Origin of the sequence: Commensalibacter sp. W6292M3, assembly GCF_016101315.1 — a bacterium.
Taxonomy (GTDB): Bacteria; Pseudomonadota; Alphaproteobacteria; order Acetobacterales; family Acetobacteraceae; genus Commensalibacter; species Commensalibacter melissae.
In genome coordinates, this window is record NZ_JACFQT010000001.1 from 857,327 (window position 1) to 874,035 (window position 16,709).

Below are 16,709 nucleotides of genomic sequence, written 5' to 3' on the forward strand. Positions count from 1 at the left end.
TAAAAGAATAATTTCCTTTTTTAACTCAAAATAACTCCCTTAAGATTAAATCAAGGAAGTTATTTAATTACTAGATAATCAATTTTTTAAAAATTTAAGCAGCTACTGCTGATTTTTTTTCCTGAGCCTGAAGAATACGGCGTTTAATCACTAAAGCCTCTTCTGTAAGCTTACGATTCGGTGTATTTAGCAGAAAATTGTCTAAACCGCCATTATGTTCAATGGTACGGAGACCATGCGTTGTGACGCGTAAATGTATTTGTTGACCCAAAATATCGGACCTTAAGGAATAATCCTGCAGATTAGGCAGGAAACGGCGACGGTTTTTGTTATTGGCGTGACTGACATTATTTCCTGTCAACACACCTTTGCCTGTGATTTGGCAACGGCGAGACATTTGTTTTCATCCTCGGATTGTGAAAGCCAAGACTTAATGTTTGGCAAATAAAAAATACTTAGTTTAGCCCTATGACTAAAATTCACGAAATAGTCAAGTAAAAATCCAAATTTTAAACCTCAAAATTAAAAATTTTCACTATTTCTAGCCTATTTATCAGAATGTTGACTCTGTATAGACCACATATTGGCATAAAAACCATTTTTTGCAAGCAGGAATTCATGAGTTCCCTGTTCGCATATTTTCCCATCCATCATAACCAGAATCATGTCCGAATGAATAATTGTTGATAAACGATGAGCTATTGTAATCACGGTTCTACCCTGAGAAACCTGGAAAAGAGCCTGCTGTATTTCTTTTTCTGTCTGACTATCCAACGCACTTGTTGCCTCATCCAGGATTAACATCCTTGGATTTTTCAATATCGTTCTTGCAATAGCTATCCTTTGTTTTTCGCCACCGGAAAGTTTTAACCCTCTTTCTCCCACCTGAGTATTATATCCCTCGGGCAAACCAACAATAAAATCATGGATTTGAGCCAGCCTTGCTGCTTTTTCAATTTCTGCTTGTGAACTTCCTAATTTACCATAAGCAATATTGTAACCGATTGAATCATTAAACAAAACCGTATCTTGAGGTACAACTCCAATGGCCTTTCTCAAATCATCCTGTTTATAAGACCGTATATCCTCATTATCGATCAATACAGCGCCGGATGTAACATCATAAAAACGGAACAGCAAACGGCTAATTGTTGATTTCCCGGCTCCTGTTGGACCAACAATGGCAACTTGCTGGGCTGGTTCCGCCAGGAAGCTTACATGATGCAAAATTTCCCTAGAGGGATCATAACCAAAAAAAACATCTTTAAATTCAATTTTGGCAGGCCCCGCATTCACCAATTCAGTTGGAAGTGATTTGGCGCATTCTTGATTATTGATATCCATTGGCTGTGCCAAAAGAGAAAACATATTTTCCAAATCAACAATTGATTTTCGCAAATTAGAATAGATACTGCCAAGAAAATTCAAGGGCTGATAAAGCTGCATCAAATAGGTGTTAATCAAGACAAATTTTCCGACAGTAAAATGATAACTGACAATGTCACGTGCTGCCATTAACATAATAAATGTCAATGCAATGGCTATAATGAAAGATTGACCAAAATTCAGGATATTGAGCGTTATTTGTGTTTTAATGGAAGCTTTTTCATAATGTGCCAATGCTTCATCATATCGTCTTATTTCATGGGCTTCATTACAAAAATATTTAACAGTTTCATAATTCAACAAACTGTCCAAGGCACGATTGTTGGCTTCATTATTAATTTCATTCATTTTTCGACGAATCTTGATACGCCGAGATGTAAACCAAATCGTAAAGAAAAAATAGGCTAATATTGCAAGACAGACAACAAGTGTATAATATCCGTTATACAAATGAGCAATCACACCGAGAACCATCAAGGTTTCAATAACTGTTGGAATGATACTGAATATACCCACTCTCAAAATTGTTTCAATTCCCTCACCACCCCGCTCAATAGCCCGTGTAATTGCTCCGGTTCTTCGATTTAAATGAAATTTTAGTGAAAGTCTTTGAACATGCTCGAAGCATTTTAGGGTTATTATACGCATCACCCGAAATCGTAATGGCGCAAAAACCGTGTCTTTCAATTCCGAACATAAACTGGAAAAAATCCTAACCAATCCATATCCAACAATAAGATAAATCGGCACATAAATTATTTCATGATTATTCTGGGAAAAATAATCCACAATCTTGCTATAAAGATAAGGAACACCCAAGGCTATGATTTTGGCAACAATCATCAAAACCATCGCAAAGATAAAGCGAATTTTCAACGTTATATGCTGACGAGGCCACAAATAGGTCAAGAGCTCTAGTAAAGTAGACCATCCTGAACGAGTGCTTTCTTTGTCGACATAGGAAAATTTGGAATATCGTGACATGTTATTTTCAAAAGATTGTAATTGTTTTATCAATATATATGAAGTGTTTACCCCAAAAATGAAAAAATATAAAAATAGATAACTTTGAAATAAAAAAACTATTAAAGAAATATAAGAGATTTTTAATGCAACCTATTGAATTTAAAAATTTATTTCGTCATATAAAAAAATGTAACACCGCCAAGTTACAAAAAGATTTTTTACCTTTCAAGGCGCATAATCAGATCATAGGATGGGTTCGACCTTCATTTATGGATACTCTCCAAAAACATCATGTTGTTATGGAAGAAAATAATATTTGTACTTTACCAGCACAATATTCAATCGAGATGCTGGGTAATCAACTAATTGAAAATAATATGGTTCGCTCCATGAATGAACTTTTTGATGTCTATCCCTCACCATATGCTAAACCGGTTGGAAAAATTGATCGTGCCGTTATTCCTGATCTTGGACTGATTGGAACTGGAGTTCATCTCAATGGTTTGGTTAAGAAAAGAAATCAAATTTATTTGTGGATCGCGAAACGGGCAAAGTATAAACGGCTTGATCCTGAAAAACTGGATCATATCGTCGCGGGAGGTATACCAGCAGGATTTACCCATGACAACACTCTAGAAAAAGAAGCACGTGAAGAAGCAAGCATTCCGAACGCCCTCATGATAAATGCGGAATATAAATCACTGATTACTTATAGCATGATCAGACCTGAAGGGTTAAGGCGAGATGTGTTATATTGCTATGATCTATGGTTGCCGGAAGATTTTCAACCGGTTCCCAATGATGGAGAGGTTGAATCTTTCCAATTAAAAAAATTAGAAGATGTTTACCATCAAGTATGCGAAACAGATGATTTCAAATTTAATGTCAATCTTGTATTAATCGACCTTTTTATTCGCATGGGCATCATTGCAAAGAATTCTCAGTATACCCATCGCATAAAAACTGGATTGAGAGGGAAATTGTTTCCCTGATCAATCCGAAAATACAACGGTTTTGTGACCATTTAAAAGAACACGGTCTTCAATATGATAACGCACGGCTTTTGCCAGAACTCGTCTTTCAATATCCCTTCCTTTACGGATAAGGTCATGAGGGGTGTCATTGTGACTGACCCGTTCAACGTCCTGTTCTATAATTGGACCTTCATCAAGATCCTCGGTTACATAATGTGCTGTTGCACCAATCAATTTAACCCCTCGTTCATAAGCCTGATGATAGGCTTTTGCACCCTTAAAGCCGGGTAAAAAGGAATGATGTATATTTATACATTGACCCGCCAATTTTTTTACCATTTCAGGAGACAGAATTTGCATATAGCGCGCAAGAACAACAAGCTCTGTCCGGGTTTCCTTAATAATATCCCACAATTTCGTTTCTTGTTCTCTTTTGGTATCCTTAAGAATAGGAAGATAATAAAATGGTACATCTTGCATATCAATATGACCATAATCTTCATATGGATAATTTGCAACAATTGCACTGGGTTCGATTGCCAGTTCCCCTATTCTCCATCGATATAAAAGATCAACCAGACAATGATCAAATCTTGATACCATCAACAACACACGTTTTTTACGTTCCCGATCATGCAAGAACCATGTCATTTTAAATTGGGCAGCAATAGCCTCCAATCTGGAATATAACCATTGATAATTTTTTTTATTGCTCTCTAGGGTGAACACAACACGCATAAAAAAATAACCCGAAAGAGCATCATGCTGCTGCGACTCAACAATATTGGCTTGAGCTTCAAATAATCCTGTGGAAATTGCGGAAACAATACCTGGTTTATCAGGGCAAGAAAGTGTTAAAACATATTGATTTTGTTTTGATTTTATTGAATCACTCATCGATTTTAAAACTATATAGTTAATGTATGTCTTCAAAAGAACCTATATAGAGCACTTTAAAAAATCAAACAAAAGCTGTTACGAATTCTTCAAAATTTTTTAAATTCTAAAAAATTATGAATCTAAACAATTTTACGTAAATTTTATAAATAACGAAAGATATCGTAAATTACGAATTATTATAAAAAAATTTGATAAACTATTGCCGTTGACTATAAATATTTTTGATTAGAATAATTTATAATCGCTAAAATTAAAGCAAGTCGATTTAACATTGAAATAGCGATTATTTTTTAGATAGATTTAGGCAATATGAATATGAATTACTTCATACTGACTGTAAATACTGGCATTTTTTCATTATTTTCAATGGATTTCAAAAATAATCTTGCTGTTTTCATTGCTTCTGCAATGGTTACATCCATATCAAGATAACGATAGGTTCCCAGTCGTCCAACAAATGTAATATCAGGTTCCTTTTCGGCCAATTCTATATATTGATCCAACTGATTCATTTCACCTACAAGACGTATTGGATAGTAAGGCAAATCTTTTTCTGTACATAAACGGCTATACTCTCTATAACAAACCGAGCCTTCATGACTTTCCCAAGGAGCAAAATATTTATGCTCTGTTATACGGGTATATGGAACGCTTTCCTCTCCATAATTCATTACAGCAGTTCCCTGGAAATCACCCTGATATGTGAATCTTTCGAAATCCAGGGTTCGGTATGCTAAACGACCATATTGATGATGAAAATAACCATCCAATGGACCACTATAAAATACATGTTTATAATTTTTTGCTTTTTCCTTATCAAAAACTGTATTCAAAGAAATTTTAATTCCAGGATGATCAAGAATATTATCTACCAAATCTGTATAGCCCCTTTTTGGCATTCCCTGAAATTTGTGAATGAAATAATTATCGTCATAATTGAAACGAACAGGTAAACGCTTTAAGATAGATGCTGGCAATTCAGAGGGATGCAGTCCCCATTGCTTAAGGGTATAACCCTTGAAAAAAGCTTCATATAATTCCTTACCAACAAATTTCAAAGCCTGTTCTTCAAATGTCTCAGGCTCTTTAATTGACTTATCACCTTTTTCGGCAATAAGTTCTTTTGCTTGATCAGGAGATAATGCTTTCTGGAAAAATTGGTTAATCGTGTGCAGATTAATCGGTAATGAAAAAACCTGTCCCTTAACTGTGGTCTTCACACGATTGACATAGGGCATCATTTCTGAATATTTATTTACAAAATTCCATACGTCTTCATTATCTGTATGAAATATATGGGGACCGTAAATATGTACCATGACTCCTGTATCTTTGTCCCGTTCGGAGTATGAGTTTCCAGCAGTATGGGATCGTTCATCAATAATATGCACATTCCAGTCATTTTCTGCAAGAATACGGCCAATCACAGCACCGGAAAAACCGGCACCAACGATTAAAACTCTTTTTTCTGACATTCATACCACCTTCAAAACTATTTATCAAAATATACAGAATTTACATTATCAATCTGAAATTATCAATTTTCTAATAATTAATTATTTCATTAATCCAGATAAAATATGATAATCTTATCTCTTATGCAAATTATTTGAAAAAGAGGAAATGTTCTAGCTTATGTCATCAATTCTTCCGCCAAAAGCACCTAAAAAAGAGAAAATCATAAAACAACTGGGATTTACAAGAACTGATCCTTACGCCTGGTTAAAAGATGATAATTGGCAGGAAGTTTTGTCCAATCCTTCAAAACTAAAAAAAGAGATAAAACAATATCTTGAGCAGGAAAATAATTATGCTAATAAAATAATGCAGCAGACTAAACCGTTACAAAACAAGCTTTTTCTTTCCTTGAAATCAAAATTGGCTGATAAAGAAAGCAGCCCTGAACTTCCTGACGGTAGCTGGATATATTATTCACGATTTGAAGAGGGAAAAGAGCATAAGTGTTTTTATCGAAAATCAATTCATGATTTTGAAGAACAATTGCTTATTGATCCAAATATTCAGGCAAGTACTATTGATTATTATAAAATAGGCTCGGTTTCACACAGCCCTAACCATAAATACTTTGCCTATATTGAAGATACCCAAGGCTCAGAAATTTGGTATTTAAAAATTAAAAATCTGGAGACAGGAGATATATTACCACAATCCATTTCACCCTGTTCTGGATCTTACTCTTTTTCACCATGCAGTCAGTATATATTTTGGGTCTATCGCGATGATCAAGGCAGACCTACCGCAATTTACAGACATCATATAGCCACTTCTCAAGATACTCTAGTTTATAAAGAAAAAGATTCAGGCTTTTTTATTAATATTGAGCGTAGTCTTTCCAACCAATGGATTTATATAACAGCCAGTAATCATGATACCAGCGAGGTCTGGATCATATCGGGACAACACCCCACACATGCAGCAATATGTTTTAAAAAAAGACGAACAGGTGTTTTTTACAAAATAACAGATTGGAACAATCATTTTATTATTTATACAAATGAAGATAATGCATACAATTTTAAACTCATGCGATTACCCATACCGAATAATTTTATACAGGATAAAATAGAAAAAAAAAATTGGCAAAATTGGATTAATCATAATCCTGATGTTTACCTAATGGAATTCAAGGCGTTTAAAAATTATTTTATAAGATTGGAACGTCATGAGGTTAATACAAAAATAATTATCACCAATACAAACGATGAAAATGCAATTATCACAGGTGATCAAGATGCATACCTTCTTTCCTTGGATGAAACGCTTGAATATGATACAGAATGGTTACGATACAGTTATCAGTCTCCTACAACTCCACGATGCTGGAATCGTTTTCATATTCCAACTGGTAAAAAAGAAATCATTAAACAGCAAAAAATTCCTTGCGGTTATAATTCAAGCCTTTACGAATCAAAAAGAATATGGGCTATTGCAAACGACGGTGAAAAAATTCCCATGACCTTGACCTATCGTAAAGATATTAAATTAAACGGTAAAAACCCAACCCTTCTTTATGGTTACGGATCATACGGATATGCCATTGACCCTGTTTTTTCCATAACAGCATTAAATTATATCGACCAAGGGTGGATTTATGCCATAGCCCATATTCGTGGCGGATCAGAAAAAGGTTGGAATTGGTTTATGGAGGGGCGTCGCTTCAACAAAATAAACACTTTTACCGATTTTATTTGCTGTGCCGATTATCTTGTTGAACAAAATTATACACAGCCAAAAAAAATCATTGCTGACGGAAGATCAGCAGGCGGTATGGTAATGGGATATATAGCCAATGAACGCCCTGATCTTTTTGCGGCAATCATTGCCGTTGTTCCTTTTGTAGACATATTAAACACAATGTCAGACATTACTTTACCACTCACACCTCCAGAATGGCCAGAATGGGGCAATCCTATCAAAGATTCAAAAGCATATCAATATATAGCCAGTTATTCACCTTATGATAATATAAAAGAACAAGACTATCCTGCCATACTTGCAATGGGAGGCCTGACTGATCCCCGTGTTACCTATTGGGAACCATCAAAATGGATTGCAAAACTAAGAGATCACAATATATCGTCCAATCCCTTGCTTTTAAAAATAAATATGGATTCAGGGCACGGGGGAGCTGCAGGTCGATATACAGCCTTAAAAGAGGCCGCCTTCATTCAGGCCTTCGCCATTTCCATTATCAAAAAAGAATTATAACGGATATTGGGGAATAATTAACGTGTCCCAAGATGATCATATAATCAATAGAAAAATTTCGCGCCAATTGTCACTGGCAGAGCAAATCCATAATCAAACTATCGCTCACAGTTGTTTAAGTATCGTATTGATACTATTTGGTCTATACACCATTAAAGCCTTTTTGTTTTCCCTGATTTGGGGAATTATCTTTGCCATAGCATGCTGGCCATTTTACAAAACTGTCAAGCAAAAATGGCCCTATGAACGATTTAATTTTATACTACCCTTTATTTTTTCCTGTTTTATTACCCTGGTTTTTCTTCTTCCCCTGGGTTTTATAGCACTTGAAGCAACAAAAGATTTGCAAACAGGCATAAGTTGGGTCATTAAAATTAGTCGTGAGGGTTTACCACCACCCGAGTGGCTTAATAAAATCCCAGTTATAAACAATAATATCATTCACTGGTGGAAAGAAAACCTTGAAGATCCATCTTCTGCCTCGACACTAATTTCCAATTTGCATCTAAGTCATGGAGTATATGTTACACAAAAAATAGGATCACAAATCCTTCATAGAGGTTTACTGTTTTTCTTTTCAATTTTAACCTTATTTTTTATTTTTAAAGATGGAGAATCAATTATTCATCAATGCAAATCAGGTTCGAGACGATTGTTTGGCAAACAAGGAGAAACAATTGCTCAACAAATGATCTCATCAGTTCATGGAACAGTTTCGGGACTAGTTCTGGTCGGGCTAGGACAGGGTATCATTCTCGGAACCCTATACTATTTTCTGCATATACCGCATGCGGCATTGTTGGGCATATTGACAGCCTTGGCTGCAATGATCCCTTTTTGCCCCCTGATTGCCATTGGTATAGTTGCGTTTATCGCTTTTTTTCAAGTTTCCTATTTGATCGCTTTAACTATACTGATTGTTGGCTGCATCATTATTTTTATTGCAGATCATTTTATCAGACCAGCTTTGATTGGTGGCTCAACAAAATTACCATTTATATGGGTATTAATCGGTATTTTGGGAGGGCTGGAATCTTGGGGGATGATTGGTTTATTTATCGGTCCAGCGATAATGGCCGCCATAATTATGTTATGGAACAATTGGACAGCTGAAAAAAGAAAATATTAACGAATATCGGGCAGGCGGGATTCGAACCCACGACCCCCAGTCCCCCAGACTGATGCGCTACCAGACTGCGCTACTGCCCGTCAAATCTATACAGCCATATAGCAGTCAATTTTATTTGGATCAATATAAAATTAAGCCTCAGCTATTATTTTTCTCAATTCTTGCAACTCAACCAAAACATTTTTTAATGAATCAATCAGCATTGATTTTTCATTTTTCAATTTTTCCAATTCCTTACATAAATCTTGCTGATTATTTTCATCTGTATTTGTCAGATCATCATTTGGGGATTGAGATTCATTTGTTATCGATATATCAGATTCCGATTTAAAATTTAATTGTTCATTATCCGAAACTTTATTATTCAATAATTCTTCTTGTAAAAGACGCTGAACACCTTTTATCGTATATCCTTGGATATATAAAAGTTCAGATATATACTTTAGAAGCGTTATATCTTCAACACGGTAATAACGACGACCACCACTTCGTTTTATCGGTTGTACCTGAGGGAAACGCGTTTCCCAAAAACGCAGAACATGCTGGGGTACATGAATTTCATCAGCCACTTCACTAATAGTACGGAAAGCCCCAGGTTCTTTTTTGGTAACTCCATTATCTTCTGAATCAGGATCTACTTTTTCATTCGATTGACTAATAATCTGAGCAGAGTTACCTTGGGTCATTATTTATCCTTTCAAGAAGATTTTTTAATCATACCCTCATTAACATTTTTTTTCAATTTCTGACTGGAGCGAAAACTCAAAACATATCTGGGTTCAATTTCAACCTCGACACCTGTTTTAGGATTACGCCCAATTCTGTTTCCTTTTCTTCGGACAGAAAAAGTACCAAATCCACTGATTTTAACCGAATCACCCTTTTCCAGGGTTACAACGATTTTTTCCAAAACCGTTTCTAGCAATTGAGCTGATTCACTACGGGACAAGCCAATATGACTATAAAGTTTTTCAATTAATCCTGCACGAGTTAAAGTTTGCATAGTCTAAAATAATTACAATCCGTTACTGAAATGACAAGTCTAACACCATTCATTCAATAGTGTTACCAAATAAATTCTGTATTATTTTTAAATTAATTTTTTAAAAATATATTTACAATCTTACCAATGCAGACCCCCAACTTAAACCGCCTCCTATTGCTTCAATTACAATTAAATCACCTTTTTTCATACGATTATCTCTTACCGCTTCATTCAAGGCCAACGGTATGGATGCCGCAGACGTATTGGCATGCCGATCAACAGTTACAATCACCCTTTCAGAGGGTAATTTGATTTTTGCACCCATACGTGAAATAATCCGTAAATTTGCTTGATGTGGAACCAACCAATCAATATCACGATATATTAGATTGTGATCATTTAGCGCTTCTTCAATAACCTCGGATAGTTTTGTTATTGCATGACGAAAAACTTCCTGTCCTTTCATACGTAAAAAGCATTGATCTTGAAATTTTGCTGGTGTGCCTTCCACATATAATAAATCCGCATATTGACCATCCGTATGCAAATAGCATCCAAGAATTCCTCTCTCGGTCTCCGTGTTAACAGCACTTAAAACAACAGCACCCGCACCATCACCAAACAAAACGCAGGTCCTTCTATCCTTCCAATCAAGAATTCGAGAATACACCTCACTACCTATCAGCAATACATTTTTTGCCTGTCCACAACGAATAAAATTATCTGCAACTGATAATCCAAATACAAATCCAGCACAGGCAGATGAAACATCAAATCCAAAAGCCTTTTTTATTCCAAGCGCTTTTTGAATTTCAACCGCAGTACTTGGAAATATTTTGTCAGGTGTACAAGTCGCGACAACAATTGCATCAATATCCTGCACACTCATCCCTGCATATTCAATTGCCTGCCTTGCGGCCTCAACAGCCATGGAAACACATGTCTCACCTTCCGAGACAATATGACGTTCGCGAATACCTGTACGTTCACGAATCCACTCATCAGATGTATCTACCATCAATGTCAAATCATCATTTGTTAAGATACGCTTAGGTAAATATCCACCAAATCCAACAAGTTGTGAACGATAAATCATCCCTATAGAAACCCTTTAATTTAATATAACCGATATTACTGTGGATTTACCTGTGATAAACCCGTAAGGATTTCTTCATAAAATCCGTGCTTGATCATATCCATCGCAACATCCACGGCATATGCAAAACCTTCTTCATCCGTACCTCCATGAGATTTCACAACAACCCCGTTTAGACCGACGAAAATTGCCCCATTATAACGTTTGGGATCCAGCCATTCACGCATACGTTCCAATCCGGGTCGAACAAACAGATAACCCAACTTTCCTCGCAAGCCAGAACTGTAAACTTGTTTTAAAAGGTGAAAAACGAGTTTGAGGGCACCCTCACCTGTTTTTAATGCAATATTTCCAGTGAATCCATCTGTAACAACAACATCTGTTGTACCTGCCGTTATATCGTGTCCCTCTACAAATCCATAAAATTGTCCGGACAAAGGGCTATTCCGCAACACTTCGGCTGCATTTCTAAGACGATCATCACCCTTCAATTCTTCTGAACCAACATTTAAAAGTCCAATTGTGGGTTTAGGCAAACCAAGCACAGCTTTTGCAAAAGCGTTACCCATTATGGCAAAATCAACCAAGTTTCGACTGTCACAGGAAACATTCGCCCCCAGATCCAGCATTACAATATCACCCTTAGCTGTTGGAGTAATCGCAGCCATTGCCGGGCGTGCAATACCAGGCATCGTTTTAACGATAACCTGTGCCAGTGCTAACATTGCACCACTGTTTCCGGCAGAAACAACCCCTTTGGCTTGTTGCGATGCAACACTTTGCATGGCAAGACGCATAGATGAATTTCGTAATTTCAAAGCGGAAGTGGGTTTCATTTCCATTGGAACAGCCACGTCTGTATGCTGAACATCGCATATTTTGGCTGCCTTGGAATATGTTTTCAGTAACGGAGACAATTTTTCTTTATCTCCGATTAACAGTATTTTTGCTTCTGGATGTCTAACGGCTGTAATCTCAAGACCCTTGATAACAATTTCAGGGGCATGATCCCCCCCCATTGCATCAATCGCAAGATCATATTGAGGCTTCGTTTGAATATCTGATTCTGCAGTCATAAATACAGTTACAATTTATAAAAACCATTAAACTTAACATCAAAATGTTGTTATCGGTATTTATAATACGCTTTCCAGTCTTATTGATGTACTGCGGTCTTCAAAGCATCTCCGGCAGCGACGACTTCACGACCATCATAATAGCCACAGTGGCTACATACATGATGTGGACGTTTCAGTTCACCACAATTTGCACATTCACCATAAGCCTCAGTGCGTAAAGCATGATGACTACGACGCATTCCACGACGTGATGGTGACGTTTTCTTCTTTGGAACAGCCATGGGATCCCTCCTATCCTAATTTATCTAATAATTTAACCAGTATAACCAATTTCATTCGACATGATTGAACTTTCAAATTGAAGCAACCTGTCTAACAGAATATCGACTTTTAAGCAAGCTTGAAAAAGCGTATCAAGGTTTCCCTAACACTTTTGAAAAACAATATACTTTAATTGATTAAAATGACAAGAATATTAATATACAAATATATTATAAAAAAATAATTTTTAATCCTTTTTCAATTTTTCCAAAATTTTAAATGGACTGTCTTTTTTACATTTAGTCCCTTGTATTTCCAAATCTTTCTCTTTGATTATCAGTTTTTTTTCAACATTTGGCTTATGAGGATAAGGATCCAGTAATAATGCTAGTTGCTGTGCGGTTACTTCTCCAATGTCAATATAGTCATTATCATAAGGAATGATATCTGGATCATCCAGCTCCTCCAGTTCACTTGAAACTTGAGACAAAGGTATAAAAATCAACTCAAATCCATCTTCGATATCAACCGGAAAATCCTCTAGGGAAACAACACAATTTTGTATTATGCTGCTTTTCAGTATTCCCTGCGCCCTTATATGCCCACCATGAAAATAAGCCAATTTATAAAAACATGACAAAAAAAGAATTTCAGGAATTGAAAACCGCTCAGCCAAAGCCTTTCTTTCTGATTTATTTGCTTCAATGGTAACCCTGAATTCTTTTTTTTGTATTTGATTGATAAATATTTTTTTTGAAAACTCGCAACAGTTATTCATTTTTTTCTTTCTAATGTTTTTTTTTGTTGCAGTTTAATTTAAACTACAATACCTCTTTAATTATAAGATTAATTTTTCGTTTAACTTGAGGATCATGTATTCATTATGCCTTCCAGCTTCAACAAAAAACCTCTTGTATACCTTCTTAATAGTAAATCCTGTCCTCAATTTAAGCAAAAAACAAGCAAGAATATTATTTTAGGTTCCTTAATCTCTTGCAGTCTATTATTTTCCGCCTGCTCAGTTCTCTCTCCCCCTCCAATGCCAAGAGGAACAATAATTGAAAAAAATGACCTTTCTGCATTAAAAGTTGGTAGTACCAGTAAATCAGATGTTATCGACATTTTGGGATCTCCTACAACCTACGCGACATTTAATAATAATAACTGGATTTACATATCGATGATGACTCATCTTGTCCCGCTTTCCTATCCAGGAATAAAAAAACAAAAAGTGCTTTCCTTATATTTTAATGAGAGTGGGACTTTAACAAAAATACAAGAATTGGGTAAAAGAGACGCTAAAAATGTCAGCATGGTATCAGAGGTAACTCCAACTCCTGGAACAAAAACTAATTTTTTCCAGCAATTATTAGGAAATATTGGCAAATACTCTCCACTAAGTGCAATGGGACTTGGAAGTACCTTCGGACCGAACAGTAACGGTGGTCCTTTCTCAAGCAATCCACTTACAACGGGTGGACCTGGCAGCTCAGGAAATACATTGCCATAAACCTATCTGGGTATAAATATCATTACTCTCAGCCCTCCCAATGGGCTGGTTTCTAATTTTATATCACCACCATGTCCCTGAATTATATTTTTCGCAATAGACAGTCCCAATCCAGTGCCTTTTTGTCTATTACCTGTCTCAAATGGCGTGAATACACTTTCTCTTCTTTCGATTTCTATTCCAGGACCGTCATCATCGATGATGAACTGTATTCCTTTTCCTTTCATATGAACCTTTAATTTTACATCCCCCCCATATCTTTTAGCATTATCTAAAATATTGGAAAAAACTCGACGTATGCTATGAGGTCTAATGATCAAATCTGGCAGGTCATGATCAATTTCAACTGACAAAAATCGCGTATCAGCCCGAGATGCTGCTGCAACACAATCTTTAATTAACTGAGAAACATCTGTTAAAACCGGTTCTTCCGTTCCTTCACCCCTTGCAAAGGAAAGGTAAGCAGAAATCATTTGTTCCATTTCCTCAATGTCGGTAATCATTTCCAAGATATCCTGAACCTGTTCCTCAGCATTAAACATTCCTTTTTGAGGGAGCATGGCTAAACTCAGCCTTAATCGAGTCAAAGGCGTTCTCAAATCATGAGAAACGCTTGCCAATATAACAGTACGCTGTTTGACATATCTTAAAATTCTTTCACGCATGACATTAAAGGCAATTGCTGCATTCCTTAGTTCTCTTGAACCATCAGGATGTAAATTACCTGGATCAATCCCTTTACCAAATTTTTCAACAGATCTGGATAATCTTCGAATGGCCCTGAACTGTATCCACGCAAAAACAGAAGTCATTATAAACAAAACCAAGGCACTTCCCACAATCCAGAAAATAAAAAGCCAAACACTACCAGCCGTTAATTTTTTTTTGGGTATTAGAATGTCCACTACACTTTGTTTTAATTCTATGGATATCTTGACCTGATCTTTTATACTGAACCAGTCAACAACAAACCGCTCATCAAGTCGATCCGTCAGGGTTTGATTGAGAAGCTCATCAACAGGTCCGATAATATTCGATTTTTTTCTTGAGTTTCCAAGGAATATTTGACCTTTGCGCCAGGTAATCGAGTATTGAAAATATTTTTGTGCATCCTCAATAATCTGATTGTATTTTACTCTCGAATTAGTTTGGTTAAACTGATTGACGATGAACTCAACCTCACTGCCAACAGTATCTGTCAAACGACGAGAAACAGTACTAAGATAATTACCATAAAACAATTCCAGTGAAATTGTTTGCGTAACAATCAATGGAATTAAAATCATCAAAAGTGAACGACTAAATAAAGAGCGCGGCAAAATTCGTCGTACAGTGCGTTCAACAATAACTTTACGATTTATAAAATAATTTGGAATTTTTAAATTCGTATATGAATTTTTCACAATTATATTTTCTGTTATTAATTAATTTTTTAATATCCAGGTTTTAAAACATACCCTTTACCCCTTACGGTATGTAAAAATTGCGGTTGTCGAGGGTCCGTCTCAATACGTCTTCGCAACCTTGTTACTTGAACATCAACGGCACGCTCACCAATTTCCTCCATTCCAATTTTTTGAACGATTTCCTCACGGGATAAAATCTCATTAGGTTGCGCCGCCAATACCCTTAACAAGGCTATCTCCCCCCCTGTTAAATGAATAATGCCATTTTTATCGCATAACAAATTTCGAACAGGGTCAAACTCCATATTTCCAAGACGAATTAAACGTATATTTTCCGCTGCAATGGGTTGCGTCAATCGACGAAACTGAATTTTCAGCCGAAGCAACAACTCTTTGGGTTCGAAAGGTTTTCCCAAATAATCATCTGCACCAGCTTCCAATCCAGCTATGCGATCTTCCGGTTCTCCCCTGGCTGTCAAAAGGATGATCGGCATATCCTTGCCTTCCTCCCGAAGGGAATGTGTCAATTGCAAACCATCCTCACCTGGCATTGTAACATCCAGTACCAATGCATCAGGTTGCAAAAACTTTAACATTTGACGCGCTTCATATGCTGATTCTGCTCCACTGATCCGGAAACCATTTTCACTTAAATAACGCTGTAACAACCGGCGTAAACGCGGATCATCATCGATAACTAAAATATGTAAAATATCTTTTTCGTTTGGTGATTTGTTATTTTCCGACATTATTTTTATCTTTGATTTTACGAATGGTAAGATTTTCTAGCATTTTTTTGGATTTTTTACTGATCATACCATATAATATACGCTGGAATCCTTCTATATATGTATTATTGGAAACCTCTCTAAAAGCGCGAACAAATTGTTTGCGTTGAAGACTAAAAAGTTCCTCCTCTAGTTTTTTCCCTTTTTTTGTCAAGAATAACACTTTTTTCCTGCGATCTGTTGGAGTTTGCTGAAAATAGACAAAATCTTGTTCAAGCGTCTCTCTTAATACGCGATTCAAACTTTGTTTTGTAATTCCAAGCATTGAACATAGCTCACCTACCGAAATCCCAGGATAATGACAGATAAATTGCATCAATCGAAAATGAGCCAACCCAATTCTATATTCATCTAATATTGGTTCAACAATAGACATGGCTTCATGATGGATAAAAAAAAATATATCCTGCATAAATCGAATTTTATCTTCATGCAGAAATAATAACTCTTCACCAGCTTTGTATAAAGGTAAATCAAAATTTATAGAACGAGACAAATAA

17 protein-coding genes and 1 tRNA gene are annotated in these 16,709 nt (G+C 36.1%); 4 read left to right on the forward strand and 14 right to left on the reverse strand.

Features of this window, described 5'->3' with window-relative positions:
- Positions 1–94: 94 nt before the first annotated feature.
- Together rpmB and H3T57_RS03880 are read right to left on the reverse strand one after the other, a co-directional pair.
- Positions 95–397, reverse strand: coding sequence for a 50S ribosomal protein L28 (gene rpmB / locus H3T57_RS03875; RefSeq protein WP_110438924.1), 303 nt, complete (start codon positions 395–397; stop codon positions 95–97).
- Positions 398–546: 149 nt separating this feature from the next.
- Entirely contained in the window at positions 547–2,370 is a 1,824-nt protein-coding gene (locus tag H3T57_RS03880; protein ID WP_198193255.1) for an ABC transporter ATP-binding protein/permease, read from the reverse strand.
- A 125-nt stretch (positions 2,371–2,495) separates the two neighbouring features.
- Between H3T57_RS03880 and H3T57_RS03885 the strand changes: the two genes are divergently transcribed.
- Complete coding sequence (locus tag H3T57_RS03885) at positions 2,496–3,344, forward strand: NUDIX hydrolase family protein (protein WP_198193256.1); 849 nt, start codon at positions 2,496–2,498, stop codon at positions 3,342–3,344.
- On the opposite strand, the gene purU is transcribed toward H3T57_RS03885, so the two are convergent.
- Both purU and glf read right to left on the reverse strand, forming a co-directional pair.
- A complete protein-coding gene (gene purU / locus H3T57_RS03890) occupies positions 3,345–4,223 on the reverse strand; it encodes a formyltetrahydrofolate deformylase (RefSeq protein WP_122123480.1) in 879 nt (292 codons plus the stop codon).
- A 323-nt stretch (positions 4,224–4,546) separates the two neighbouring features.
- Positions 4,547–5,701 (reverse strand): UDP-galactopyranose mutase, encoded by a 1,155-nt coding sequence (gene glf, locus H3T57_RS03895; protein ID WP_198193257.1) that lies wholly within the window; start codon positions 5,699–5,701, stop codon positions 4,547–4,549.
- 160 nt (positions 5,702–5,861) lie between these two features.
- Here glf and H3T57_RS03900 point away from each other — a divergent pair, with 160 nt between their 5' ends.
- Positions 5,862–7,955, forward strand: a complete 2,094-nt coding sequence (locus H3T57_RS03900) for a S9 family peptidase (protein WP_198193258.1) — start codon at positions 5,862–5,864, stop codon at positions 7,953–7,955.
- A 22-nt stretch (positions 7,956–7,977) separates the two neighbouring features.
- On the forward strand, positions 7,978–9,084 hold the full coding sequence (locus tag H3T57_RS03905) for an AI-2E family transporter (protein ID WP_198184922.1): 1,107 nt from the start codon (positions 7,978–7,980) through the stop codon (positions 9,082–9,084).
- 6 nt (positions 9,085–9,090) lie between these two features.
- On the opposite strand, the gene H3T57_RS03910 is transcribed toward H3T57_RS03905, so the two are convergent.
- The 7 genes from H3T57_RS03910 to H3T57_RS03940 all read right to left on the reverse strand — a co-directional run bounded on the left by H3T57_RS03910 (position 9,091) and on the right by H3T57_RS03940 (position 13,283).
- Positions 9,091–9,164 (reverse strand) — tRNA-Pro (locus tag H3T57_RS03910).
- Between the two features lie 51 nt (positions 9,165–9,215).
- Positions 9,216–9,770 carry a MerR family transcriptional regulator gene (locus H3T57_RS03915; RefSeq protein ID WP_198193259.1) on the reverse strand — a complete coding sequence of 185 codons (555 nt, stop codon included), beginning with the start codon at positions 9,768–9,770 and terminating at the stop codon, positions 9,216–9,218.
- Between the two features lie 11 nt (positions 9,771–9,781).
- On the reverse strand, positions 9,782–10,087 hold the full coding sequence (locus tag H3T57_RS03920) for an integration host factor subunit alpha (protein WP_122123476.1): 306 nt from the start codon (positions 10,085–10,087) through the stop codon (positions 9,782–9,784).
- Positions 10,088–10,199: 112 nt separating this feature from the next.
- A complete protein-coding gene (locus H3T57_RS03925; RefSeq protein ID WP_155565339.1) occupies positions 10,200–11,165 on the reverse strand; it encodes a beta-ketoacyl-ACP synthase III in 966 nt (321 codons plus the stop codon).
- A 35-nt stretch (positions 11,166–11,200) separates the two neighbouring features.
- On the reverse strand, positions 11,201–12,241 hold the full coding sequence (gene plsX, locus H3T57_RS03930) for a phosphate acyltransferase PlsX (RefSeq protein ID WP_155565338.1): 1,041 nt from the start codon (positions 12,239–12,241) through the stop codon (positions 11,201–11,203).
- A gap of 80 nt (positions 12,242–12,321) precedes the next feature.
- Positions 12,322–12,525 (reverse strand): 50S ribosomal protein L32, encoded by a 204-nt coding sequence (gene rpmF / locus H3T57_RS03935; RefSeq protein ID WP_155565337.1) that lies wholly within the window; start codon positions 12,523–12,525, stop codon positions 12,322–12,324.
- Positions 12,526–12,752: 227 nt separating this feature from the next.
- The gene (locus tag H3T57_RS03940) at positions 12,753–13,283 is read right to left on the reverse strand and encodes a DUF177 domain-containing protein (RefSeq protein WP_155580316.1); all 531 of its coding nucleotides are present in this window, start codon (positions 13,281–13,283) and stop codon (positions 12,753–12,755) included.
- A gap of 105 nt (positions 13,284–13,388) precedes the next feature.
- Here H3T57_RS03940 and H3T57_RS03945 point away from each other — a divergent pair, with 105 nt between their 5' ends.
- Entirely contained in the window at positions 13,389–14,015 is a 627-nt protein-coding gene (locus H3T57_RS03945) for an outer membrane protein assembly factor BamE (protein WP_155580315.1), read from the forward strand.
- Between the two features lie 2 nt (positions 14,016–14,017).
- Here H3T57_RS03945 and H3T57_RS09205 read toward each other — a convergent pair whose 3' ends face one another.
- Genes H3T57_RS09205 through H3T57_RS03960 form a run of 3 tightly spaced genes read right to left on the reverse strand, consistent with a single transcriptional unit; the run spans position 14,018 to position 16,705 of the window.
- A complete protein-coding gene (locus tag H3T57_RS09205; RefSeq protein ID WP_198193260.1) occupies positions 14,018–15,418 on the reverse strand; it encodes an ATP-binding protein in 1,401 nt (466 codons plus the stop codon).
- A gap of 29 nt (positions 15,419–15,447) precedes the next feature.
- Positions 15,448–16,170, reverse strand: coding sequence for a response regulator transcription factor (locus tag H3T57_RS03955; RefSeq protein ID WP_110438910.1), 723 nt, complete (start codon positions 16,168–16,170; stop codon positions 15,448–15,450).
- On the reverse strand, positions 16,157–16,705 hold the full coding sequence (locus H3T57_RS03960; protein ID WP_162988571.1) for a MarR family winged helix-turn-helix transcriptional regulator: 549 nt from the start codon (positions 16,703–16,705) through the stop codon (positions 16,157–16,159). The genes H3T57_RS03955 and H3T57_RS03960 overlap by 14 nt, the downstream gene beginning before the upstream one ends.
- Between the last annotated feature and the right edge of the window lie 4 nt (positions 16,706–16,709).